This is a genomic window from Paraburkholderia tagetis (assembly GCF_022213065.1).
In the GTDB taxonomy this organism is placed as follows: domain Bacteria; phylum Pseudomonadota; class Gammaproteobacteria; order Burkholderiales; family Burkholderiaceae; genus Paraburkholderia; species Paraburkholderia tagetis.
This window is the reverse complement of the sequence record NZ_JAKLJA010000032.1, coordinates 25,224-46,917: the sequence shown is the minus strand read 5'-3', so window position 1 is coordinate 46,917 and position 21,694 is coordinate 25,224. Positions and strand designations below refer to the sequence as shown.

The window sequence follows — 21,694 nt, the reverse complement described above, 5'->3', positions numbered from 1 at the left end:
CGGCGCGCGATCGCTGCGCCCGCCGGCGTGTAGTTAGCGTGTAATTAGCTTGCAGCTAGCGCGCAATCAACGCGTGGTGGCTAACGCAGTTATTAAGGAAATCGAATCATTAATGCTGCCGCCTGCCCGGGCGCGTGAACCGCCAGATCAGCGAGCAATCCGGCGATTCATCCCGAAACCGCACAGGCGATCAGTCGAGCGGCCAGTTTGCGCGGCTCGCCGCACGCACCGCCTGCGCCGACTCCAAAGCGAGCACTTCGAACGCACGCTCGCGGCACTGGCTGTAATCGAGCTTGCGCACACGCGCTTTGATCGTCGGCACGGAAACCGGATCGACCGACAGCTCGGTCACGCCAAGGCCGACGAGCAGCGGCACCGCGAGCGGGTCTCCCGCCAGCGCGCCGCACACCCCAACCCACTTGCCATGCTTGCTCGCGCCCTCCACCGCCACGGAGACGAGGCGCAGCACCGCCGGATGCAGGCCGTCGGCCTGTGCTGCCAGATCGGGCTGGCAGCGGTCCATCGCGAGCGTGTACTGCGTGAGGTCGTTGGTGCCGATCGAGAGGAAATCGGCGTGGCGCGCGAGCTGGTCGGCCAGCAGCGCCGCCGAAGGCACTTCGATCATCACGCCCACCTCGATGCGGCCAGTGCGGCCCGCCTCGCGGGCAAACGTGTCGATGCGCTCGCGCAGGCGCACGAGCTCGCCCACGTCGGTGACCATCGGCAGCAGGATGCGCACGGCGCCCATCGGCTCGACCGCGAGCAGGCCGCGCAACTGGTCGTCGAGCAGATCGGGGCGCACCTGCGCCAAGCGGATGCCGCGCAAACCTAGCGCGGGGTTCGGCTCGGGCGGCAGCGTGAGATAGTCGACTTCCTTGTCCGCGCCCACGTCGAGCGTGCGAATGATCGCCGTGCGGCCGCCCAGCGCCTCGGCGATCGCCTGGTAGCCCTGACGATGCTCGTCCGCGGTGGGTGCCGCCTGCCGATGGATGAACATGAGTTCGGTGCGCAGCAGGCCCACGGAGTCTGCGCCGTTTTCCACTGCGGTGCGGGCGTCTTCGAGCGTCGCGATATTCGCCGCGACTTCGACCGCATGGCCGTCGCGCGTGGCCGCAGCCTCACGCGAGGTGCGCCGGTTCGCTTCGCGCACACCGGCGAGGCGCTGCTTCTCGGCTCGAGCGCGTTCGACGTCCTGCTCGCTCGGCGAGAAGGCAAAACTGCCCGCGCCCGCGTCCACCACCACCGTCGTGCCCTCTTCGATCTTGTGCAAGGCGTCGCCGAGTGCGACGAGCGCCGGGATGCCCGCCTGCCGCGCGATGATCGCGGCGTGCGAGGTCGCCCCGCCACGCGCCATCACGAGCGCGGTGACGCGCTTGCGGTCGAGCGAGGCGAGGTCGGAAGGCGTGAATTCGTCGGCGGCGAGCACCGCTTCCTCGGGCAGCTCGCGCCGCGCCGCGCCCGCCGCGTTGCCTGCGCCGCTCGCGTTCGCGAGCGCGCGCAGCACGCGCTTTTCGAGATCGCGCAGATCGGCGGCACGCTCCGCGAGCAGCGGGTCGTCCACCTTGCCGAGCACCGCGATCTGCGCGCGGATCGCTTCGCGCCATGCGAAGCCCGCGCTCTTGCCGAGGCTGATGAGGTCGCGCGCGGCGTCGATCAGCGTGGGGTCTTCGAGCAGCACGCGATGCATCGTGAAAATGCCTGCCTCACCGATGGCGCCGCGCTGCGAGGCCGCGCGCACGGAGACGTCCAGCTCGGCATCGACGGACGCGACCGCCTTGTCGAGCAGACGGCTCTCCGCCGCCGAGGGACCGCTCGCGAGTTCGGCCGGTTTGAGTTCGGCGTCGTCCCAGCGCACCAGCTTGCCGACGGCCACGCCAGGCGCGGCACACACGCCAACCAGCGTGCCCGGCGCGCCTTGCGCGATCCGCTGCGTGGCGACGGCGGCACCCGCCGCGCTGGCCGCACTGCTCACGCCGGCCACGGCGGCAGCCACCGGCGCCGGCGACAATTGCCGCGCGGGCGCCTCGCCGCCTTCGCCGGGCGCTTCGCGCAGGAGTTCGTTGGCGACGGCATCGACGGCCTTCTGCGCCTCGTTGCCCATGCCGACCAGCTCGATGGTCGCGCCCTCGCCCGCCCCCAGACCAAGCAGGCCCACTACGCTTTCGATGGCCGCCTTGCGCTCGCCGAAGCGCACCTCCACGCGCGCATCGATTCCGCGCACCGCTTCACGCGCACGGGCCGCAGGCCGCGCATGGAGGCCGCCCGCATGCGTGAGCGTCACGCTGCGGCGCGCTTCGTTCGTCACGACTTCCGCGACATCGGCAGCAGGCACTGCGCCGTCACGCGCACGCAGCACGAGGAGCTGCGACTCGCCCGCCTCGACATGGTCTGCGTAGCCCGCACGCTCGACCACTTCGAACGCATCGGAGTTCGCCACCGCGATCACGGAGACGAGGCTGGGCGCATTGCACGCCACCACGTCGAGATCGAATTCGATCAGCAGGTCGCCGCGGCGCACCTGCGCGCCTTGTTCGACCTTCGGCGTAAAGCCCTTGCCGTTCAGCTCGACCGTGTCGATGCCGATATGCACGAGCACCTGCGCGCCTTCGGCAGTCTGCACCGTGACGGCGTGGCCGGTGCGCGCGAGGTGCATGATCGTGCCGTCGCACGGCGAGACCAGCCGGCCGACGAGCGGATCGATGCCGATGCCGTCGCCGAACAGGCCTTCCGAAAACACCGGATCGGGCACCGACGCGAGCGGCACGACTGGGCCGGTCAGCGGCGCGATCAGTTCGATACCGCCCTTGGCGGAATTTTCCGGCTTCATCAGGCGAGACTCCTGGATGCGTTCCATCAGCGTTCCAATCTAGTGGGTTTCGGTGACTTTGTTCAGGTAGCGCGGCTCGTCCGGGTTGCGGCCGCGCGCGGCGGCGAGGCTCGCCGCCATCACGTAGAACGAAAGAATCGAGGTAATCGGATCGAGCGCCGGGTCGGCCGTCGCGACGAGCGGCAGCGTGGCCTCGGGCACGTCGGCGGGCGCTGCGAGCAGCACGCGCGCGCCGCGCTTTTGCATGTCGTGCGCGAACTGCACGAGACCGGCCTGCTCCGGCCCGCGCGGCGCGAACACGAGCAGCGGATAGTCGCGGTCGATCAGCTCCATCGGGCCGTGGCGCACTTCGGCGCTCGAAAACGCTTCGGCCTGGATGCCCGACGTCTCCTTGAGCTTGAGCGCCGCTTCCTGCGCAATGGCGAGACCCGGGCCGCGTCCGATCACGATCATCTGCGAGACGTCGCGCAGTTCGTCCACGGCCTTCGACCAGTCGAGCGCGCCCGCGCGGCCGAGCGCTTCCGGCAGCGCGCGCACGGCGTCGAGAAACGCGGCGTCGCGCTGCCAGAACGCGACCAGTTGCGCCGACATCGCGAGCATCCCGATATAGCTCTTGGTGGCCGCGACGCTCAGCTCCGGGCCCGCGAGCAGCGGCAGCTCCGCGCTTGCAGCGTCAGCCAGCGGCGAGCCGGCCACGTTGACCATGGCCGCCGTGAGCGCGCCTGCATCGTGCAGCGCGCGCAGCGTTGCCACCAGATCAGGACTCCTGCCCGATTGGGAAAAAGCCAAGGCAAACTGGCCCTTTACGCGCAAAGGTGCCTGTTGCAGCGTCGCGATCGACATGGGAATCGAGGCGACCGGCACACCGATGCGGCTCATGGTGAGTGCTGCGAAATAACTCGCCGCGTGGTCCGAACTGCCGCGCGCGACCGTGAGCGCGACGTTGCGGGGCTCGGCCTCGAGCGCGCGGGCGAGCGCCTCGACGCGCGAGGTGTCCGCGAGCTGCGCGGCGACGACGCTAGCCGAGGCCAGCGCTTCTTTAAGCATATTCGACAATCGATTCTCCTTCGACATAGGTCGCGGTAAGCGTCAGTTCGCGGTCGAACACGTTGACATCGGCCCATGCGCCGCGCACGAGGCGGCCACGGTCTTCGACGCCGAGATAATCGGCCGCATAGCGCGACAGGCGCGCGGAAACATCTGCGATAGGCAAGCCGAGCGACACGAGATTGCGCAGGGCCTGGTCCATGGTGAGGGTGCTGCCGGCCAGCGTGCCGTCGGCAAGGCGCACGCCGCCGAGGCACTTGGTCACGTGCTGGCTGCCGAGACGGTATTCGCCGTCGGGCATGCCGGTGGCCGAGGTGCTGTCGGTCACGACATAGAGACGCGGAATGGCGCGCAGCGCCGCGCGGATCGCGCCCGGGTGCACGTGCAGCAGGTCGGGAATGATCTCCGCGTATTCCGCGTGCGCGAGCGCCGCGCCAACGAGGCCCGGATTGCGGTGATGCAGCGGCGACATCGCATTGAAGAGGTGCGTGAAGCCGCGCGCACCATGCTTGAGCGCGGCGACTGCGTCGTCGTAGGTCGCGAGCGAGTGACCGAGTTGCACGCGCACGCCGCGCGCCGCCATCTCGCCGATAATCTCGATATGGCCCGCGATTTCCGGCGCCACGGTCACCACGCGGATCGGCGCGATCGACAGATACCTGAGCACTTCGTCGAGCACGGCGGACACGGCCGCGTCGGGTTGCGCGCCCAGCTTGCCCGGATTGATGTACGGCCCTTCCAGATGCACGCCCAGCACGCGCGCGCCGCCTGGTGTGCGCCGGCGCGCCACGTCGCCGAGTCCCGAGACCACGCTCATCAGCTCCTCGCGCGGCGCGGTCATGGTGGTGGCGAGCAGGCTCGTCGTGCCGTAGCGTGCATGGGTGCGCGCGATGGTTTCGATGGCGTCGCCCGCTTCCATGACGTCGGCACCGCCGCCGCCATGCACGTGCAGGTCGATGAAGCCAGGCAGGATATAAGGCGCATCGTTCTTCGCCGGATCCGTGGCCTCGCCCTCGATCGACGTGATGCGTCCGTTTTCGAACGTCAGCGTGCCGTTGATCCAGCCATCAGGGGTGAGAATGTTTCCGCTCAGCATGAGATTTTTCCGATTTTGTGCACCACGAATTCGGGTGCGCGGTGAGTCTTGACGGTGACGTGCATGAGAGATTCGTGGCGCGGCGTTCCGTTCCCGCGAGCCGCTGCTGTTGTTCCGATCGTTATTCCGATCGTTACTCCGTTCATTGCCTGAGCTCCGCGACGAAGTCGTAAAAGCCGTCGCGGCAGTAGGTATCGGTGAGCTCGATGGCGTGCTGATCGCGCGAAAAACCCACGCGCGTGATCACGAGCAGCGCGGCGCCCGGCTCCACGCCCATCAGCGTCGCGACCTCGCCCGTCGCGTTGACCGCGCGAAAGTGCTGGAGCGCGCGCACGACCGGCATGCCGCGCCCTTCGAGATACGCATAGAGCGAGCCGTCGATGGCGTTTGGGTCCGGCACGATGGACGCCGGCAGCGCCGTATGCTCGACGGCCATCACGATGCCGTCCGCGCGGCGCAGACGCCGCAGGCTCGCGACCGAGGCGCCCGGCGAAAGCCCGAGCTGCACGATCTCTTCGCGGTGTGCGGGACGCACCTCGCGTTCCAGCCACACCGAGTCGGGCGTGAAGCCGCGCTGCTCCATCTTTTTCGTGAAACCGGTCAGGCGCGAAAGCGGATCCTCCACGCGCGGCGTGATGAAGCTGCCCGCGCCGCGTGCGCGCCGAATCAACCCCTGCTCGACTAGCAACTCGATGGCTTTGCGCGCCGTGATGCGCGAAACGCCGATGGCGTCCGAGAGCGTGCGCTCCGACGGCAGCGCCTCGCCCGCCGACCACACGCCGCAATGAATCGCGGTGGCAAGGTTGCGCGCCAGTTGCAGATACAGCGGCGTGATATTGCGCGCATCGGGCATCAGGGCAGACCAACGGGTTTCCATGGAACTCCGACCAGCGGTTGGACAGATCGTGGCGCATCCGGGCAGGCCATCTGGCACTTTCAGCAGTGCCGTCATGGCAGGGTCCCGGTGCGAATTTGAGCCCATTATATAACCACAATAATACCAGTCAACATGTGCGATCGCCACTCGCGAATCAACAAAAATAACTTAAAAATCAATGTGTTATGCGATTAACAAAGGCGCCGTTGAGGCAAACTGGAGATTGGGACTTTCCCTGGAAAGATACCTGTGGGCTCTTTTTGAGAAGCCAGCGGACCGCTCGACATACCAACCATGCAGACCAACCGGATACCGGATCAGGACCACCACACCGCTTCGGAGGACACAAAGGCGATATCGCGATGCCCTGACATCCCATATAGTGGTGCCTGATCAACATCCACAAGTGACGACGAGGTACAGGGTTGTCGAACGATTCCGCCATGAAACGGCGCGCCGAGGCCGTCCTTCAGTTCAATCGCTTCTATCGGAAGTTTCTTGGTGCGCGACATAGCGAGCTTCCGCGCACCTCTTTTTCGCTGACTGAGATCCGCATTCTTCGCGAGCTGGAGAGCGGTCGCACGGACACCGCTGCGGCTCTCGCACGCGATCTGACGCTCGATTCGGGTTATCTGAGCCGGATTCTTGCCGGGTTCGAGCGCCAGCAACTGATCACGCGGCGCGCCTCCGAAGCCGACGCACGTCTGACGCACGTGAGCCTGACCGAAGCGGGCCGCATCGCGTGCGCATCGCTTGCCGCGGCGGCAGTCGGCGGAGTGATGGGGCTGCTCGCGAAGCTCTCGGCCGCCGAGCAGCAACAATTGGTCGACGCGATGGAGGTCGTGCAGAGGCTGCTGGGATGAGCGCGCAGCCCTGAGTCTGAATATGTCCAGCGGTTCTCGCCGCCGCGCAGCAGTCGAACCGCTCGCAAAGACGTGTCAGCGAACACAAAAAAGCCGCTTCATGGAAGCGGCTTTTCAATTTGCTGGATCGCCAGCGAACGGCTTGCACGCCGCGCGCTGCGATCGGGATGAGAGTTTGCGTCGCTTAGAACGACGGAATCATCGAACCCTTGAACTCGTTCTTGATGAACTGGCGCACGTCTTCCGACTGATAAGCCGCGACCAGCTTCTTCACCCAAGGCTTGTCCTTGTCCTGGGCGCGCACCGCGATCAGGTTCGCGTACGGGCTGTGGGTGTCTTCCAGCGCGATGGCGTCCTTGGTCGGCTGCAGGCCGGCCGCCAGCGCGTAGTTCGTGTTGATCACGGCGGCGTCCACATCGCCGAGCGCGCGCGGCAGTTGCGCGGCATCCAGTTCGACGAGCTTCACCTTCTTCGGATTCTCGGCGACGTCGAGCGGCGTCGCGTTATTGCCGTTCGTGCCCGCACCGGCGCGCAGCTTGATCACACCCTTGTTCTGCAGGAGCAGCAGCGCGCGGTTCTCATTCGAGGGATCGTTCGGCACCGCGACCTTTGCGCCTTGCGGCAGGTCGTTCAGCGACTTGAGCTTCTTCGAGTACACGCCGATCGGCGAGATGTACGTGAGGCCCACGTTCACGAGCTTGTAGCCGCGCTGCTTGACCTGGCCGTCGAGGTACGGCCCCGTCTGGAAGCTATTGGCGTCGAGGTCGCCCGAGTCGAGCGCCGCGTTCGGCTGCACGTAGTCGTTGAATTCGATGACCTTGACGTTCAGGCCTTCGCGCCTGGCGACCTTCTGGACCACGGTCCAGACCTGTGCGTCCGGACCCGAAACGGTACCGACCTTGATGACCTTGTCGTCGGCGTGGGCGCCGAAGCTGGCCGCGAGCGTGGTGGCGGCTGCAAAGCCGGCGAGGAGAGCTTTAATCAGATTTCTGCGCTGCATGGCGTTGTTGTTCCCGCTTGTTGCGTGTTTGTCATATCCCGACTGTGGCGGCATTGTGTGCCGCCCGCCGGGTGGACATAAATGGTCTCATATGGCGCAGGCCCCGCGAAATAAAGAAATCGCATACAGATATGCCGGCGTGCACAACTAAACACGTCGCCGGCTAGCGGCGACGTGTTTAGAAAGCCGGAATGTGCCAGAGACCCTGGCAGCTTCAGTCGTTCGAAGCGAGCAGGATCTTCAGATCGTGCAGCCATGGCGTGACGCCCTGCCCGTCGCGCGCGAAGAGCCGCAGCTTGCCGGTGGTGTCGAACACGTAGCTCGCGGCGGTGTGATCCATCGTGTAGCTATCGGGCGTATTGCCGGGCACCTTCGCGTAGTAGACGCGGAAGTCCTTCGTGATCTGCTTGAGCTGCTCTTCGTTGGCCGGGCGCAGCGCGATGAAGGTGGGATTGAACGCGCTCACGTACTGACTCAGGATCGCAGCGCTGTCACGCTCGGGATCGACGCTCACGAAGATCACCTGCACGCGCTTCGCGGCATCGGGTCCCAGTTGCTGGAGCGCCTGAGAAAGCTCGGCCATGGTGGTCGGGCAGACGTCCGGGCAATGCGTGTAGCCGAAGAACAGCACGACCGCCTTGCCCTTGAAGTCGGCGAGCGAGCGCATCTTGCCGCTCGTGTCCGGCAGCGAGAAGTCCTTGCCGAACTGCGTGTTGCCGGTGATGTCGAGGTTCGAGAACGATGGTGGCTGCTGACCGCAGCCTTCGAGCAGCAACGTGCCGCCGAGCGCGCCCGCCGCGGCGAGCGCAATGAGCGTGATACGCGCGGCGCGTGCTGCGCGCGCGAGCGTTGAATGGGCCATATGGTTACATCCCGATGAGTGCGTGCACGTAGTGGTCGACGAGCAGCGCGGCGAACAGCACCGAGAGGTAAACGATCGAATAGCGGAAAGTCTTGCGTGCGAGTGCGTCCGAATAGTCGACGTAGATCTTCCACGCATAGGCGAGGAACACCGCGCCGAGCAGGACCGCCGTGACCAGATACACGAGGCCGCTCATGCCCGAGATATAGGGCATCAGCGTGACCGCGAAAAGGATCACGGTGTAGAGCAGGATATGCAGGCGCGTGTACTTCTCGCCGTGCGTGTTGGGCAGCATCGGCAGGCCGGCGTTTTCGTAGTCCTTGCGGCGATAGAGCGCGAGGGCCCAGAAGTGCGGCGGCGTCCACACGAAGATGATGAGGACGAGAATCCAGGCGTCGGCGGGCACGTGGCCCGTGACAGCCGCCCAGCCGAGCGCCGGCGGCATCGCGCCCGAGGCGCCGCCGATCACGATGTTCTGGGGCGTGGCGGGCTTGAGCAGCAGCGTGTAGATGATCGCGTAGCCGATGAAGGTCGCGAACGTGAGCCACATGGTGAGCGGGTTGGTGAACGTGTAGAGCGTCCACATGCCAATGCCGCCGATCACTGCGGAGAACAGCAGGATCTGCGCGCTGGTGATCTCGCCGCGCGCCGAAGGACGCCAGGAGGTGCGACGCATGCGCGCATCCACCTTCTGCTCGACGAGGCAGTTGATCGCGAAGGCTGCACCGGACGTCAGCCAGATGCCGATGGTGCCGCCAACGAGTTGCTTCCAGGGCACCATGCCCGGCACGGCGAGGAACATGCCGATGACCGCGCAGAACACGGCCAGTTGCGTGACACGCGGCTTGGTGAGCGCGAGATATTGGGAAATCCGGCTACCGGGCTTACCTGATGTCTGGGAGAGGGTTGTACTTTCCATGGGGCGGGGTCACACCGCAGCGGTGTCGCGCGCAGGGAGGACGGCGCGGCCGGGGCGGCTACAAGCAATTCGAAAGTTTAGCACGACGACAAGAAGCAACAGGATCGCCGCGCCACCGTTGTGCGCCACTGCCACGGGCAGCGGCCACTGCAGCACGATGTTGGATAGCCCTGTCAGAAACTGGATCGCGATCACGATCAGGACCCAGTTAGCGGGGCGTCGCAGCGAAGCGTAACGCCGCAACTTGAGGGCGAACCATACCAGATAAGCGATCACCACGAACGCGAACGTGCGATGTGTCCAGTGGATCGCGACGAGCGCGTCCTGCGTAATCACGTCGCCGTTGCCGTCCATGCCGAGCGCGCGCCAGAGATGGAAGCCATGGTGAAAGTCCATCGGCGGGATCAGCGCGCCGTTGCAGGTCGGGAAGTCCGTGCACGCGAGCACCGCGTAGTTCGTGCTCACCCAGCCGCCCAGCGCAATCTGCGCGACGAGCAGGACCAGCGCCGCGAGCGCGGCCACGCGCCAGCGCGCGGCGTCGGGCTCGAACGCGGGCAGCGGCGTCATGCGCGCGGCGAGCCACGCGAGCGAGCCGAGCAGCATGAGGCCAAGCATGAGGTGCGTAGTGACGATGATGGGTTGCAGTTTCATCGTCACCGTCCACGCGCCGAACACGCCCTGCAAGACGATCAGGCCGAGCAGCGCCGTGGGCCACCACGGCGAGACATGCAGCGCCATCCGCTTGATGCGCGCGCGCCAGGCGATCGCCGTCTGCGCAATGATCAGGACACCGATGGCCATCGCGAAATAGCGGTGAATCATCTCGATCCACGCCTTCGTCATGCTCACGGGGCCGCTCGGCATGGCAAGGTGCGCGGCCGCGATCTGCGCATGCGCGATGAACGGCGACGAGGTGCCGTAGCAACCCGGCCAGTCAGGACAGCCGAGGCCCGAGTCGGTCAGGCGCGTGAAGCCGCCGAACATCACGAGGTCGAGCGTCATGAACGTCGTGAGCCACACGAGCTTGCGGAACTTGTCGTCGTCGGCCTTCACCCAGACCCACGACAGCGGCAGCAACGCGATGCACAGGCCAATCAGGCCCAACTCCAGAATAAACATCTCTCGTACTCTTCTCTGTCAGACTTGCGCTGCGCACCTTAACCGATGCGCGACCACTTGAGGAGTTTGGTCAAGTCCTGCTTGATCTTCGACGGGTCCGGCTGCTCGGGGAACCGCATCATCAGGTTGCCGTTCGGGTCGACCAGGTAGATGTGGTCGGTGTCCTTCGTCTTGTCGGTCGCGGGCAGCCATGCGGACACCGAGGTCGAATCGGCGCGCAGCATGCGCGTGTCCGGGTAGGCGGTCTTCACGACGGCCGGCACCGCGGCGTCGTCGGTACGCAGCCAGACCGTGACGACGCGCTCGCGCTCCACGCCTTGCGTCGCGCGCACCTGACGCATGAAGTAGAGCTTCTGCACGCACGACGCCCCGCACACGCCACCGTCCACCGAGATCATCAGCCAGCGGCCCTTGAGCGAGGCGAGCGGCACTTCGCGGCCGTCGTCGCCGGTCACCATCAGCGCGGACGGAATCGTGCGTTGCGGCTCGATCAGCGTGCCGTAACTCGTCGAGCCGCCCTTCGGCTTGATCACGTAATAGGTGAAGTACGAAAGCGCGATGGGCGCGCCGCAGATCACCGCAATCAGCAGCAGCATCCAGCGGCCGCGCTGCCATGAGCCCTTCCGGGGGGCGCCCTTGGGTGCAGCGCCATTCGGCTGGGCACCCTTGGGCGGAGCGCCCTTGGACGAAGCGCCCTTTTGCAGCGATGCGCTGCTCGAAACCTGCGATGAATCGGGAGAATGCGTCGACACTGCCTGAACCTCGTTTCTGTCGCTTCCAGTTATCCATGCGCTGCCAGGTTGCAGCGAATCCTTGTGCCTGACGAATCGTCCGGCGGAATCGTCCGGCGATGCAATCGGCTAAAAGCCAACCGATCGTCAGGCGTCCTTTGTGCTGTGAGCCGGCCCCTGACCGCGCTCTTTGCTGCGCTCTTTTGTCGCGGCCCGACGAGCCGCGTAAAGGCCGAATCCGAGCGCCGCGGCCGCCATGCCCCACCACTGAAGCATGTAGCCATAGTTGCGTTCGACGTCCGTGGCCGGCACCGGCCAGTCGCGCACGAGGCCGTCCTTCAAGGCCGGCACCGCGCCCGTTTGCTGGATCACGAAGGGCTGCAACGGCAGCCCGGTTTCCGCCGCGTAGGAAGCGACGCCGAGATTCTGCCGTATCTTCTGATGCGCTGCAGAGCCGCCGGTCCCCAGTTCGAAGGCACGCGAAGCATCGGCGCGCACAATGCCCACTACTTCGACCGGACCCGCCGGGGTCAGATAGGGCGCAATCCGCTCGCGAACCTGAATGTTGCGCGGCAGCCAGCCGCGGTTCACGAGCACATAGCCACCGCCTTCCAGTTTAAGCGGCATCACCACGTAAAAGCCTGGCTGGTCGTTATAGGGACGATTGTCGAGATACACCACACGTTCGGGCATGAACGTGCCCTTTGCGCTCACCCGATGGAACTCGATGTCCTTCAGGGCGATGGGCGCAGTGCCCACCGCCTGCGGGCTCGCGTTCTCATAGCGTGTGATCTGCACCTGCAGCGCTTCCTTCTGATGGGCGCGGTCGCGCTGCCAGAAGCCGAGACGAATTGTCACGGCCATCACGATCAGGATAAGCAGCGCGGGAACGAGACGGATCTTCATCAGGCACATCCGATGCGTAGCATTCGCAGGACCGAACCCCGCCCTTGGGAGCACGGTGCGATAATGAGACAGGCGTTTTCAGGCATGCCAACTTCAGTGAATTTCATGCACATACTTGTCCCCATTGCATTTGCGCTGATCATCACGAGTATGATCTCGGCGCTTTACTTCATGATGCACGACCGGGGCCGCAGCAAGCGGATGGTCTGGTCGCTCGCGACGCGCGTCGGCTTGTCCATCTCGCTGTTCCTCTTCATCCTCTTCGCGCACTGGATGGGCTGGATCCAGTCCACCGGGATTCCGCTCAACCGCTGACGTTCACATCCGATCCTGCAAAAGCCAAGGCGCCGCGCCGACGATGTCGGAGCGGCGCCTTGGCTTTTTTATGTCCGCTGCGCTGCGGCATTCGCGTGTCACGCGAATGCCCCGCATCCTGCGCGTTACAGCCAGTACACGACAACGTAGAGGCCGAGCCAGACCACGTCCACGAAGTGCCAGTACCACGCGGCGCCTTCGAATGCGAAGTGGTGCTCCGCTGTGAAGTGGCCACGAATCAGCCGCATCATCACCACCGTGAGCATCGTGCCGCCGAGGAACACGTGGAAGCCGTGGAAGCCCGTGAGCAGGAAGAACGTCGAACCGTAGATGCCCGAAGCGAGCGTGAGGTTCAGTTCGTTGTACGCGTGAACGTACTCGAAGACCTGCAGGCACAGGAAGCACAGGCCCAGCGCTATCGTCGCCGCGAGCCATGCGATGGTCTTCTTGCGATGATCGTCGCGCAGTGCGTGGTGAGCAACCGTGAGCGTCGCGCCCGAGGAGAGCAGCAGCGCCGTGTTGATGGTCGGAACCGGCCAGGGCGTCATCGAACGGAAATGCGATACGAGCGCCGCCGGACCGTTGTTCGGCCACACCGCCGCGAAGTCCGGCCAGATCAGCTTGTAGTCGAGGCTGCCGAGCTGATGAAGTGCGATCTGGCGCGCGTAGAAGAGCGCACCGAAGAACGCGCCGAAGAACATCACTTCGGAGAAGATGAACCAGCTCATGCTCCAGCGATACGACTTGTCGACACGCTTGCCGTACATGCCGCCTTCCGATTCGGCGATGGCGTCGCCGAACCAGTGCCACAGCGTGAAGAGCACCCACAGCAGACCGGCGGCCACGCCGATCGGCCCCCACGACTCGCCGTTGATCCACGACGCAAGCGACGCGAGCATGATCAGAAGACCAATGGACGCGCTGATCGGATGCCGCGACGGGTGCGGTACGAAGTAGTACGGGCTATCGTTTTGGCCGCTCATGCCTGATTCTCCAATTTCCAGTTGCTCCGGACAGTGCCGGCTTTTGCCGACTTCTGCCGGCGGTCTGTCTTCGTTATTCGTATTCACTTCAAGCGCGAGAGCATGCGTCCTGCGCGCCGCCCTGCACCTAGCCCACCACTGCGTGCACGATCAGCAGCAGCACGACGATGAAAATCACCGCGCCGATGAGCGCCGCCGCAATCAGCGCCAGGGGGTGCAACTGTGCTGCGTCCGCTTCGAGATCGGCACGCCTGCGTATGCCGAAGAACGACCAACCCACGGCTTTCGCCAGTTGCAGCACGCCGCTCTTCTTCTTTGCCGCGCCGGCGCCCTGCTTTGCGCCGTCACGCTCTCCGTTCGATTCATTGCCGTTCATGCGCTTCGTCTCAGTGGCGTCACGCCTCGCTCACCTCAGGCGCCGGCCGACTGCTTCGGCGCCTTCGGCACTGCGGGCTTGTTCAGTTCGAAAAACGTGTACGACAGCGTGATCGTCTTCACGTCCTTCGGCAGCTTCGGATCGATCACGAACACCACCGGCATGCGCTTCGTCTCGTTCGGCTTCAAAGTCTGCTGCTTGAAACAGAAGCACTCGATCTTGCGGAAGTACTCCGTCGCCTGCTTCGGCGCGTAACTCGGAATCGCCTGCGCGTCGATCGTGCGTCCTTCGTTGTTCGAAATGTCGTACATCACCGTCATGACTTCGCCTGGATGCACGTCGAGGCTCGTCTGCTCAGGCTTGAAGCCGAGCAGCCCGCGAGCGTTCGCGTCGAATTCCACCGAAATCGTGCGCGTCATGTCCACCTGCGTGTTGCGCGCCTCGCGCTCGGTGGCGTCGCGCTGCACGAGATTGTTGACGCCGGTGATCTGGCAGATCGCGCGGTACATCGGGATGAGCGCAAAACCGAAACCGAACATCAGGAACGCGACAACGACGAGCTTGATAAGCATCGAGCGGTTAAACGCGCGATCGTTGCCAGAGTGCTGCGTAGACATCGGACTTCCTCGTACGAACACCAGCGCTCACGCCGCTGCGAAGCGCCTCACTACCAATAGTGTCAATGCGGCTTCAATTAGCCAGGCCGCCGAAATACAGTTGCTTCAGGACGGCACCCAGAAAAAAGACGGCGACGATAGCCAGCAATACGAGGCCGAGCCGCAGGTTGCCCGCACGGATCTGTTCGGGTGTACGTCTTTTTTGTGGATTCCGGGTCATGCCTGTGTTGCCGGTTGCCGCGGGATGCGTATTCATGCTTGTGACCGCTATGTCTGGTGAATTGCGCAAACGCGGCTTTCGTCTCGCGTCCGGCCGCGCACGCGCCGGACGCCCTGGACCGATGGCTTATTCGACCGTCGGCGGATTTTCGAACGTGTGGAACGGAGCCGGGCTCGGCACGGTCCACTCGAGGCCGGTCGCGCCGTCCCACGGCTTGTCCGCGGCCTTTTCCAGTTCGCCGCCGCCACGGTATGCGGGCAGCGCCACGAAGAACAGGAAGTACACCTGCGAGAGACCGAAGCCGAACGCGCCGATCGTGATCACCTGGTTCCAGTCGGTGAACTGGGCCGGGTAGTCGGCATAGCGACGCGGCATCCCGGCGAGACCGACGAAGTGCATCGGCAGGAACGCGAGGTTGAAGAAGATCAGCGAGCACCAGAAGTGGATCTTGCCGCGCATCTCGTTGTACATCCAGCCGGTCCATTTCGGCGACCAGTAATACCACCCTGAGAACAACGCGAATAATGACCCGGCCACCAGCACGTAATGGAAGTGCGCAACGACGAAATAGGTTCCGTGGTACTGGATATCGAGCGGCGCCATGGCGAGCATCAGACCCGAGAGGCCACCGAACGTGAACACGATCAGGAAGCCCACGGCGAACAGCATCGGCGTTTCGAACGAAAGCGCGCCGCGCCACATCGTCGCCACCCAGTTGAACACCTTCACGCCCGTGGGCACGGCGATCAGCATGGTCGCGTACATGAAGAACAGTTGGCCCGTGACCGGCATGCCGGTCGCGAACATGTGGTGCGCCCAGACCATGAACGAGAGAATCGCGATCGACGCCGTGGCATACACCATCGAGCTATAGCCGAACAGCGGCTTGCGCGAGAACGCCGGAATCACCTGCGAAACGATCCCGAACGCCGGCAAGATCATGATGTAGACCTCGGGGTGGCCGAAGAACCAGAAAATGTGCTGGTACATGACCGGGTCGCCGCCGCCTGCCGCATTAAAGAAGCTCGTGCCGAAGTGACGGTCGAACAGCAGCATCGTGATTGCGCCAGCGAGCACCGGCATCACGGCAATCAGCAGATAGGCGGTAATCAGCCACGTCCATGCGAACATCGGCATCTTCATGAGCGTCATGCCCGGTGCGCGCATGTTCAGGATCGTCACGACGATGTTGATGCCGCCCATGATCGACGACGCGCCCATGATGTGCACCGCGAAGATCGCGAAGTCCATGCCCGGGCCCATCTGCGTGGAGAGCGGCGCATAGAGCGTCCAGCCCGCGGCAGTGGCGCCGCCCGGCGTGAAGAACGACCCCACGAGCAGCACGGCGGCAGCCGGCAGCAGCCAGAAGCTGAAGTTGTTCATGCGCGCGAACGCCATGTCCGATGCGCCGATCTGCAACGGCACCATCCAGTTCGCGAAGCCCACGAATGCCGGCATGATCGCGCCGAACACCATGATAAGGCCGTGCATTGTGGTGAGCTGGTTGAAGAACTCGGGGCGCATGATCTGCAGCCCCGGCTCGAACAGCTCGGCACGAATGGCCAGAGCCATCACACCGCCGGACAGGAACATCACGAACGAAAAAATCAGATACAGCGTTCCGATGTCCTTGTGATTGGTGGCGAACAACCAGCGTCGCCACCCGTGGGGCGTCTCGTGGGCGTGGTCCCCGTGCACATGACCGTGGCCCGCTACATCGTGTCCGATGCTAGACATGACTCTCTCCTGAAGCGAATTGCTTTGCGTCTCGTACTACCGTATTGGCCTGTCGACCGACTGTTCTTTTGAGGCCCGGCGCGCGCCTCTTTCCTTCTTATCGCGCTCCGTGCCGATCAGCTCGCTCAGGCTGCCGCGCTGATTTCCACGCGCCGCGCTTGCTTCGCGTCGCCGCCGCCGGTAACCGTCTCCGGCTTCTTGAGGATGATGTGGTCCTCGGCGATGCCCGCTGCCTTCAGCGCGTCGCGTACCGCTTGCGCACGATGCTTCGCGAGTTCCGCATTTGCGTCGGCCTTGCCGCTCGCGTCGGTGAAACCCGAGAGCGCGAACTTCGCGTCCGGATGCGCCTTCGCGTAATCGGCCGCAGCCTGGATTGCGTCTTTCGCGTCGGCGGGCAGCGTGCTCTTGCCCACTTCGAAGTAGATGCTGGCCGGGAGCGCTGCCGCCGCAGCAGCGGGTGCCGCTGCACTGCTTTGCGCTGCGCCCGATGCCTGTGCAGCGCCGCTCGCCGCGTTCGCCTGCTCGGCGCCGCTTGCCGCCGTATTCGCGCCCGCCGTAGCCGTACCGCCCTCGGGCATCTTGCCGTTGCGTGCGTCGGCCACCTGGCGCGGTTGCAGCATGTCGCCCATATGGTTGCCCCATGCATTGCGCTCGAACGTGATCACCGAGGCAATCTCGACGTCGTTCAGCGTAGGCGCCCACGACGGCATGGCGGCCTTGCCATGCAGCACGATGTTCACGTGCCCGGCGATCGGGCCGTTGGCGATCTTGCTGCCGTCGAGCGCGGGGAATGCACCCGCACCCTTGCCGCTGGCCTGGTGGCACGCCGCGCAGTTCGCCGCGTAGACTTTCTCGCCGCGCTCCTTGAGCTCAGCCATCGTGTACGTCTTGTTGGGGTCGTCGTTCGCCGCAGCCAGCTTCGCCTTTTGCGTGTCCACCCACTTTGCATAGTCTTCGTCGGAGAGCACTTCGACCACGACCGGCATGAATGCGTGTTCCTTGCCGCACAGCTCGGTACAGAAGCCGCGATACGTGCCCACCTTGTCGGCCTTGAACCAGGTGTCGCGCACGAAGCCGGGGATCGCATCCTGCTTCACGCCGAACGCGGGCACGTACCACGAGTGCACGACGTCGTTGGCGGTGGTGATGATGCGAATCTTCTTGTTGACCGGCACGACGAGCGGGTTATCGACTTCCTGCAGATAGGTGTCGGTGATCGGCGCCTGGCCGTTCACTTGCGCGCGCGGCGTCGTGAGCGTCGAGAGGAAGCTGATGCCCTCGCCCGGCCCCTTCACGTAGTCGTAGCCCCATTTCCACTGGTAACCCGTGACTTTGACCGTGAGGTCGGCGTTGGTCGTGTCCTTCATGGCGACCACGGCCTTGGTGGCCGGCAGCGCCATCAGCACGACGATCACGAACGGTACGATCGTCCAGATGATTTCGACGGTCGTGCTCTCGTGGAAATGCGAAGCCTTGTGCCCTTTCGATTTACGGTGCGCGTACATCGAATAGAACATGACGCCGAATACACCGACAAAAATCACGGTGCATAACAGCAGCATCATCATGTGCAGGTTGTAAAGCTCTTCTGCGATGCGTGTGACGGGCGGCTGGAAATTGATCTCGTTGACGGCTGGGCCGCCGGGACTGTCTCCGACTGCGAGTGCCGCGCCGGCGACGAGGAGTCCGCTGCACGCCAGCACGCCCATCAGGGCTCGCTTGATTGTTTTCATAGCTTCCTTACCCATAAATTCCATTCAAACCCTCGACCCCGCAGGAAGGTTCTGCAACCAGGTCACGCCCTGGGTGCGCATCGAATCATGACGCGCACTCTGAATGAACCACACCCTGCCACGCGCTTGCGCATTCAAGCGGCGCGCGCGAGCCACGTGCGCAGTTCCAGCGCGAACTGCGCACGCCGATACTGCGGCAAATGCAACCCGACAGCGACCGCCTGGCCACGGGACACGAGACGTACCGGATCGCGTGGGGTCGCGCCCGGTTCGACCCGGACCCAGCGGGGATTGAATTCGAACTGTGTGAGCGCTTCGGCGCTCATCTGCTCAATCACCAGCCGGTTCGGATAAAGCCTGATACGTTCGTAATCGACAGCATGGCGCGCATACACCAAAAACGCGCCACCTGCTACCAACAGATCGATGCCGGTGAACGGCAATACCAGCCAGGCGCCGCGGATCAACAACAGAACGGCGATCGCGATGGATACCAGCGCCAGCGATACATAGAACAAAACGAATTGCCTGGGCGAAACCGAACAGTTGCGCTTCATGACCCAGTCCTTCAGGACCGGCTCCGGACTCGCCAGCAGATCAGATGTCTGCATTGCCCGCCTCCCCCACTACAACATTCGCAGACTATCGCCGCTTTACGCCTTACACAACTGCGGGAGATCTGGACTTGCTGCATCGGATTTGGGGACGGCAATCCATACAGCAACCGACGCATTATAGGCGCGATCTCAAGCACTCACAAGCAAGCCACGATCTACCGCAAACCCAGTACTGGCGGGACTTTCAGCCATTTTCCCAGAATTTTTCGAGGGCTTTTCCGGTGCTAATTTCAGGCATAACGAAAGCCCCCTTACCACGTTAGCGATTCCTGGTCGGACCGCGCCCGATATCTTCGATGCGCACGATGCCGTGACCTTCCGCTGTCGTGCGCGGCACGGCCTTCCATGCGTGCCCGTAGATGATTTCGAAGGTGAGCCCAATCGTACCCGCGTTGGGCCCGTCCTTCAAACGGCGTGCCTCCAGCGCAGCCACGAGTGCGCGATTGAGGCGTCGCGATGCGAGGCCTTCGGCCTGATCGCCTTCATGGCCTTCGCCCGCGAATGCGCGGCTAAACGGATAAGCGCCCCAGCGGCGCACATCGGCGAGCAGTTTCTCGGGCGTCTTGTAGGTGACGGTGAGCGTCTCCTGGTCCATCACCGGTATCTCGAAGCCGTTCTCGACGAGCATGTCGCCGAGATCGTGCATGTCGACGAAATCGATCACGTGAGGCCGCGTGGGCACGCCGTGCGCCGCTTCGACTTCGGCCCAGGCGCCGCGCAGTTCCTTGAGCGTGTCGGGACCGAGCGTGCTGAACATGAGCAGGCCGTTCACCTTGAGCACGCGCTGCCACTCGCCGAACACGAGGTCGGGACGCGGATGCCAATGCAAGGCGAGATTCGACCAGAGCATATCGAACGCGCCGTGTGCAAACGGCAACGCGGCGAAGTCGGCTTGCGCGAAACGCGGGCCGCGTGCGCCGAGCGCGCGGCCAATCGACGCGGGAAGAAAGCGCCGCCAGCTCGTGTCGCCGGCGTCGTGTGCGCGAGCGCGCTCGAGCATGGCGAAAGAGAGATCAGCACCGAACACGGGCGCTTCGGGAAAGCGTTCGCGCAAACCGGGAAGGTCGTCGCCGGGTCCGCAGCCCATGTCGAGCACGCTCGCAGGACTCACCTTGATGTACTCGAGGCGCTCGCGCATGCGTTGGGAGATTTCGCGCGGCAGGAACGCGACTTCGTCGAACGTCGCCGCGCGACGGTCGAATATTCGTCGCAGATAGCGCGAATCGTAGGCCGGACGGCCGGGTCTGGGGTGAGACGGAGACATGTCGGTCGTATTGGCGAAGTCTGCGAAGTATACTCGCTCACTCCTATCCTTTCAGTCGCGAGTCCCGAATCGGGTTCGGGCCGTCCTTCGATGCCGCAGCAGCCCGCACCGCCCCCCACTTCGCCGTCAAGCCAGTCGCCCGCCTTGCGACGCGCTCGCCTCGCGGAACAAACCGTGGCGAAAGCGCAGGCAATACGGCACGCAATGCACACGACGCACGCGAGGCACGCAATGGCGCGCATCCGGCAGAGTGTGCAAGCGCATTGGCCGCGGCTTGCCCAGTTCGGGCTGCCTGATCTGTGCCCATTATGCGGCAATTTGTCGCGCAGAACTCGCGAGGCGGTCAACAGTGTGGCCCGCGACGTGCGCAGTAACGAGCGCGCCGTGTTGTGCGCGGCTTGCGATGCCGCGTACTGGAACGAAGCGCGTCTGCGCTGCACGGTTTGCGCACTGCCGCTCCCAGGCATGCGTCGCTCAATGCGGCACACGCATGCGGGCGATCGCTACCGATGTGACGCTTGCGTGAAAGCGCCACCTGCTTTCGACGCGACGCTCGCACTTGCGGACTATCGCGCGCCGCTCGATGCGCTCGCGCTCGGCCTGAAGTTTCGCGCGCGGCTCGCGCTCGGTGAGGAGTTTGCACGGCGTCTCGCGCATGCGGCCGCCGACGTTCTCGACACCGCCGACGCGCCAGGTCTCATCGTGCCGGTGCCGCTCTCGCGCGAACGTCTGATTGAGCGCGGCTACAACCAGGCGTGGGAGATCGCGCGACCGCTCGCCCGCGCGCTCGGCACGCGCGCCGACGCCACGCTGGTGCGCCGCACGTTGCATACGGCGGCGCAATCGAAGCTCGACCGCGAGACGCGCCGCCGCAACGTGGGCCAGGCGTTCGCGCTCATGCGTGCGAGCCATGGGCTTTGCGGCCTGCATGTAGGTGTCGTCGACGACGTGATGACTTCGGGCGCGACGCTCGATGCACTCGCGCACACGCTAAAGGCAGCGGGCGCGCGCCGCGTGACGAATTTCGTGGCGTTGCGCACACCGAAGGATTGAACGCCGCTTTCGCGCTTTTATCGTTTTTATCGCCCTTTTCAAGACTTTCATCGCCATGTTCAACGTCGTTCTCGTCGAACCCGAAATCCCGCCGAACACCGGCAACGTGATCCGCCTGTGCGCGAACACCGGCGCGCGGCTGCATTTGATCGAACCGCTCGGCTTCCCGCTCGACGACGCAAAAATGCGTCGCGCAGGCCTCGACTATCACGAATACGCGCAAATGCACGTGCATCGCAACTGGGATGCGTTCATTGCCACCGAAACGCCCGATCCATCACGCATGTTCGCGTTCACGACACGCGGCTCGGGACGCTTTCACGATCACGCGTTCTTGCCGGGCGACTGGTTCGTATTCGGTGCGGAGACGCGCGGGCTGCCCGACGCCGTGCTCGAGCGTTTCACGCCCGAACAGCGTGTGCGTCTGCCGATGCGGCCGGGCAACCGCAGCCTGAATCTGTCGAACACCGTGGCGGTGGTGGCGTTCGAGGCGTGGCGGCAGGCGGGCTTCGAAGGCGGCGAGTGAAGTTAA

22 protein-coding genes are annotated in these 21,694 nt (G+C 64.4%); 4 read left to right on the top strand and 18 right to left on the bottom strand.

Annotated elements, in window-relative coordinates; translation table 11 throughout:
* Positions 1-190 precede the first annotated feature (190 nt).
* From ptsP to L5014_RS28145, 4 genes are all read right to left on the bottom strand, one after another.
* Entirely contained in the window at positions 191-2,854 is a 2,664-nt protein-coding gene (gene ptsP / locus L5014_RS28160) for a phosphoenolpyruvate--protein phosphotransferase (RefSeq protein WP_238467080.1), read from the bottom strand.
* Positions 2,855-2,866: 12 nt separating this feature from the next.
* Positions 2,867-3,874 carry an SIS domain-containing protein gene (locus L5014_RS28155; RefSeq protein ID WP_238467118.1) on the bottom strand — a complete coding sequence of 336 codons (1,008 nt, stop codon included), beginning with the start codon at positions 3,872-3,874 and terminating at the stop codon, positions 2,867-2,869.
* The gene (gene nagA / locus L5014_RS28150) at positions 3,867-4,970 is read right to left on the bottom strand and encodes an N-acetylglucosamine-6-phosphate deacetylase (RefSeq protein WP_238467079.1); all 1,104 of its coding nucleotides are present in this window, start codon (positions 4,968-4,970) and stop codon (positions 3,867-3,869) included. The genes L5014_RS28155 and nagA overlap by 8 nt, the downstream gene beginning before the upstream one ends.
* 142 nt (positions 4,971-5,112) lie before the next feature.
* Positions 5,113-5,847, bottom strand: a complete 735-nt coding sequence (locus L5014_RS28145) for a GntR family transcriptional regulator (protein WP_238467078.1) — start codon at positions 5,845-5,847, stop codon at positions 5,113-5,115.
* 443 nt (positions 5,848-6,290) lie between these two features.
* Between L5014_RS28145 and L5014_RS28140 the strand changes: the two genes are divergently transcribed.
* A complete protein-coding gene (locus L5014_RS28140) occupies positions 6,291-6,710 on the top strand; it encodes a MarR family winged helix-turn-helix transcriptional regulator (RefSeq protein WP_238467077.1) in 420 nt (139 codons plus the stop codon).
* Positions 6,711-6,894: 184 nt separating this feature from the next.
* On the opposite strand, the gene L5014_RS28135 is transcribed toward L5014_RS28140, so the two are convergent.
* The 6 genes from L5014_RS28135 to L5014_RS28110 form a co-directional block, all read right to left on the bottom strand.
* Complete coding sequence (locus tag L5014_RS28135; protein WP_238467076.1) at positions 6,895-7,710, bottom strand: MetQ/NlpA family ABC transporter substrate-binding protein; 816 nt, start codon at positions 7,708-7,710, stop codon at positions 6,895-6,897.
* Positions 7,711-7,924: 214 nt separating this feature from the next.
* Positions 7,925-8,572 carry an SCO family protein gene (locus tag L5014_RS28130; protein WP_238467075.1) on the bottom strand — a complete coding sequence of 216 codons (648 nt, stop codon included), beginning with the start codon at positions 8,570-8,572 and terminating at the stop codon, positions 7,925-7,927.
* A 4-nt stretch (positions 8,573-8,576) separates the two neighbouring features.
* Positions 8,577-9,491 carry a heme o synthase gene (gene cyoE, locus L5014_RS28125; RefSeq protein ID WP_238467074.1) on the bottom strand — a complete coding sequence of 305 codons (915 nt, stop codon included), beginning with the start codon at positions 9,489-9,491 and terminating at the stop codon, positions 8,577-8,579.
* A gap of 9 nt (positions 9,492-9,500) precedes the next feature.
* On the bottom strand, positions 9,501-10,610 hold the full coding sequence (locus tag L5014_RS28120; protein ID WP_238467073.1) for a COX15/CtaA family protein: 1,110 nt from the start codon (positions 10,608-10,610) through the stop codon (positions 9,501-9,503).
* Between the two features lie 38 nt (positions 10,611-10,648).
* On the bottom strand, positions 10,649-11,362 hold the full coding sequence (locus tag L5014_RS28115) for an SCO family protein (RefSeq protein WP_420800154.1): 714 nt from the start codon (positions 11,360-11,362) through the stop codon (positions 10,649-10,651).
* 126 nt (positions 11,363-11,488) lie between these two features.
* Entirely contained in the window at positions 11,489-12,247 is a 759-nt protein-coding gene (locus tag L5014_RS28110; protein WP_238467072.1) for an SURF1 family protein, read from the bottom strand.
* Between the two features lie 105 nt (positions 12,248-12,352).
* On the opposite strand from L5014_RS28110, the gene L5014_RS28105 reads away from it, so the two are divergent.
* Positions 12,353-12,562, top strand: coding sequence for a twin transmembrane helix small protein (locus L5014_RS28105; RefSeq protein WP_238467071.1), 210 nt, complete (start codon positions 12,353-12,355; stop codon positions 12,560-12,562).
* A 125-nt stretch (positions 12,563-12,687) separates the two neighbouring features.
* Here L5014_RS28105 and L5014_RS28100 read toward each other — a convergent pair whose 3' ends face one another.
* From L5014_RS28100 to L5014_RS28065, 8 genes are all read right to left on the bottom strand, one after another.
* Positions 12,688-13,545 (bottom strand): cytochrome c oxidase subunit 3, encoded by an 858-nt coding sequence (locus L5014_RS28100; RefSeq protein ID WP_238467070.1) that lies wholly within the window; start codon positions 13,543-13,545, stop codon positions 12,688-12,690.
* A 127-nt stretch (positions 13,546-13,672) separates the two neighbouring features.
* A complete protein-coding gene (locus L5014_RS28095; protein WP_238467069.1) occupies positions 13,673-13,921 on the bottom strand; it encodes a DUF2970 domain-containing protein in 249 nt (82 codons plus the stop codon).
* Between the two features lie 35 nt (positions 13,922-13,956).
* Positions 13,957-14,538 (bottom strand): cytochrome c oxidase assembly protein, encoded by a 582-nt coding sequence (locus L5014_RS28090; protein ID WP_238467068.1) that lies wholly within the window; start codon positions 14,536-14,538, stop codon positions 13,957-13,959.
* Positions 14,539-14,611: 73 nt separating this feature from the next.
* Entirely contained in the window at positions 14,612-14,758 is a 147-nt protein-coding gene (locus tag L5014_RS28085) for a cytochrome oxidase small assembly protein (protein WP_238467116.1), read from the bottom strand.
* Between the two features lie 126 nt (positions 14,759-14,884).
* Positions 14,885-16,495 carry a cytochrome c oxidase subunit I gene (ctaD, locus tag L5014_RS28080; RefSeq protein ID WP_238467067.1) on the bottom strand — a complete coding sequence of 537 codons (1,611 nt, stop codon included), beginning with the start codon at positions 16,493-16,495 and terminating at the stop codon, positions 14,885-14,887.
* A 125-nt stretch (positions 16,496-16,620) separates the two neighbouring features.
* The gene (gene coxB / locus L5014_RS28075) at positions 16,621-18,252 is read right to left on the bottom strand and encodes a cytochrome c oxidase subunit II (RefSeq protein WP_238467066.1); all 1,632 of its coding nucleotides are present in this window, start codon (positions 18,250-18,252) and stop codon (positions 16,621-16,623) included.
* A 110-nt stretch (positions 18,253-18,362) separates the two neighbouring features.
* Complete coding sequence (locus L5014_RS28070; RefSeq protein WP_238467065.1) at positions 18,363-18,839, bottom strand: DUF2244 domain-containing protein; 477 nt, start codon at positions 18,837-18,839, stop codon at positions 18,363-18,365.
* A gap of 265 nt (positions 18,840-19,104) precedes the next feature.
* Positions 19,105-20,109, bottom strand: a complete 1,005-nt coding sequence (locus L5014_RS28065; RefSeq protein WP_238467064.1) for a methyltransferase domain-containing protein — start codon at positions 20,107-20,109, stop codon at positions 19,105-19,107.
* Between the two features lie 231 nt (positions 20,110-20,340).
* Here L5014_RS28065 and L5014_RS28060 point away from each other — a divergent pair, with 231 nt between their 5' ends.
* Both L5014_RS28060 and trmL read left to right on the top strand, forming a co-directional pair.
* Positions 20,341-21,162: a ComF family protein gene (locus L5014_RS28060; protein ID WP_238467063.1), complete on the top strand. Its 822-nt coding sequence runs from the start codon at positions 20,341-20,343 to the stop codon at positions 21,160-21,162.
* A gap of 55 nt (positions 21,163-21,217) precedes the next feature.
* Positions 21,218-21,688, top strand: a complete 471-nt coding sequence (gene trmL, locus L5014_RS28055; protein ID WP_238467062.1) for a tRNA (uridine(34)/cytosine(34)/5-carboxymethylaminomethyluridine(34)-2'-O)-methyltransferase TrmL — start codon at positions 21,218-21,220, stop codon at positions 21,686-21,688.
* Positions 21,689-21,694: the final 6 nt, after the last annotated feature.

Excerpts from the sequence above, each read along its gene's own strand:
- L5014_RS28065 (WP_238467064.1), bottom strand. The coding sequence starts at position 20,109 with ATGTCTCCGTCTCACCCCAGACCCGGCCGTCCGGCCTACGATTCGCGC.
- L5014_RS28155 (WP_238467118.1), bottom strand. The coding sequence starts at position 3,874 with ATGCTTAAAGAAGCGCTGGCCTCGGCTAGCGTCGTCGCCGCGCAGCTC.
- L5014_RS28095 (WP_238467069.1), bottom strand. The coding sequence starts at position 13,921 with ATGAACGGCAATGAATCGAACGGAGAGCGTGACGGCGCAAAGCAGGGC.
- trmL (WP_238467062.1), top strand. The coding sequence starts at position 21,218 with ATGTTCAACGTCGTTCTCGTCGAACCCGAAATCCCGCCGAACACCGGC.
- L5014_RS28145 (WP_238467078.1), bottom strand. The coding sequence starts at position 5,847 with ATGGAAACCCGTTGGTCTGCCCTGATGCCCGATGCGCGCAATATCACG.
- ptsP (WP_238467080.1), bottom strand. The coding sequence starts at position 2,854 with ATGGAACGCATCCAGGAGTCTCGCCTGATGAAGCCGGAAAATTCCGCC.
- L5014_RS28070 (WP_238467065.1), bottom strand. The coding sequence starts at position 18,839 with ATGCAGACATCTGATCTGCTGGCGAGTCCGGAGCCGGTCCTGAAGGAC.
- cyoE (WP_238467074.1), bottom strand. The coding sequence starts at position 9,491 with ATGGAAAGTACAACCCTCTCCCAGACATCAGGTAAGCCCGGTAGCCGG.
- L5014_RS28110 (WP_238467072.1), bottom strand. The coding sequence starts at position 12,247 with ATGAAGATCCGTCTCGTTCCCGCGCTGCTTATCCTGATCGTGATGGCC.
- L5014_RS28100 (WP_238467070.1), bottom strand. The coding sequence starts at position 13,545 with ATGAGCGGCCAAAACGATAGCCCGTACTACTTCGTACCGCACCCGTCG.
- L5014_RS28130 (WP_238467075.1), bottom strand. The coding sequence starts at position 8,572 with ATGGCCCATTCAACGCTCGCGCGCGCAGCACGCGCCGCGCGTATCACG.
- L5014_RS28135 (WP_238467076.1), bottom strand. The coding sequence starts at position 7,710 with ATGCAGCGCAGAAATCTGATTAAAGCTCTCCTCGCCGGCTTTGCAGCC.
- ctaD (WP_238467067.1), bottom strand. The coding sequence starts at position 16,495 with ATGTCTAGCATCGGACACGATGTAGCGGGCCACGGTCATGTGCACGGG.
- L5014_RS28105 (WP_238467071.1), top strand. The coding sequence starts at position 12,353 with ATGCACATACTTGTCCCCATTGCATTTGCGCTGATCATCACGAGTATG.
- L5014_RS28140 (WP_238467077.1), top strand. The coding sequence starts at position 6,291 with ATGAAACGGCGCGCCGAGGCCGTCCTTCAGTTCAATCGCTTCTATCGG.
- coxB (WP_238467066.1), bottom strand. The coding sequence starts at position 18,252 with ATGGAATTTATGGGTAAGGAAGCTATGAAAACAATCAAGCGAGCCCTG.
- L5014_RS28120 (WP_238467073.1), bottom strand. The coding sequence starts at position 10,610 with ATGTTTATTCTGGAGTTGGGCCTGATTGGCCTGTGCATCGCGTTGCTG.
- L5014_RS28060 (WP_238467063.1), top strand. The coding sequence starts at position 20,341 with ATGGCGCGCATCCGGCAGAGTGTGCAAGCGCATTGGCCGCGGCTTGCC.
- L5014_RS28090 (WP_238467068.1), bottom strand. The coding sequence starts at position 14,538 with ATGTCTACGCAGCACTCTGGCAACGATCGCGCGTTTAACCGCTCGATG.
- nagA (WP_238467079.1), bottom strand. The coding sequence starts at position 4,970 with ATGCTGAGCGGAAACATTCTCACCCCTGATGGCTGGATCAACGGCACG.
- L5014_RS28085 (WP_238467116.1), bottom strand. The coding sequence starts at position 14,758 with ATGACCCGGAATCCACAAAAAAGACGTACACCCGAACAGATCCGTGCG.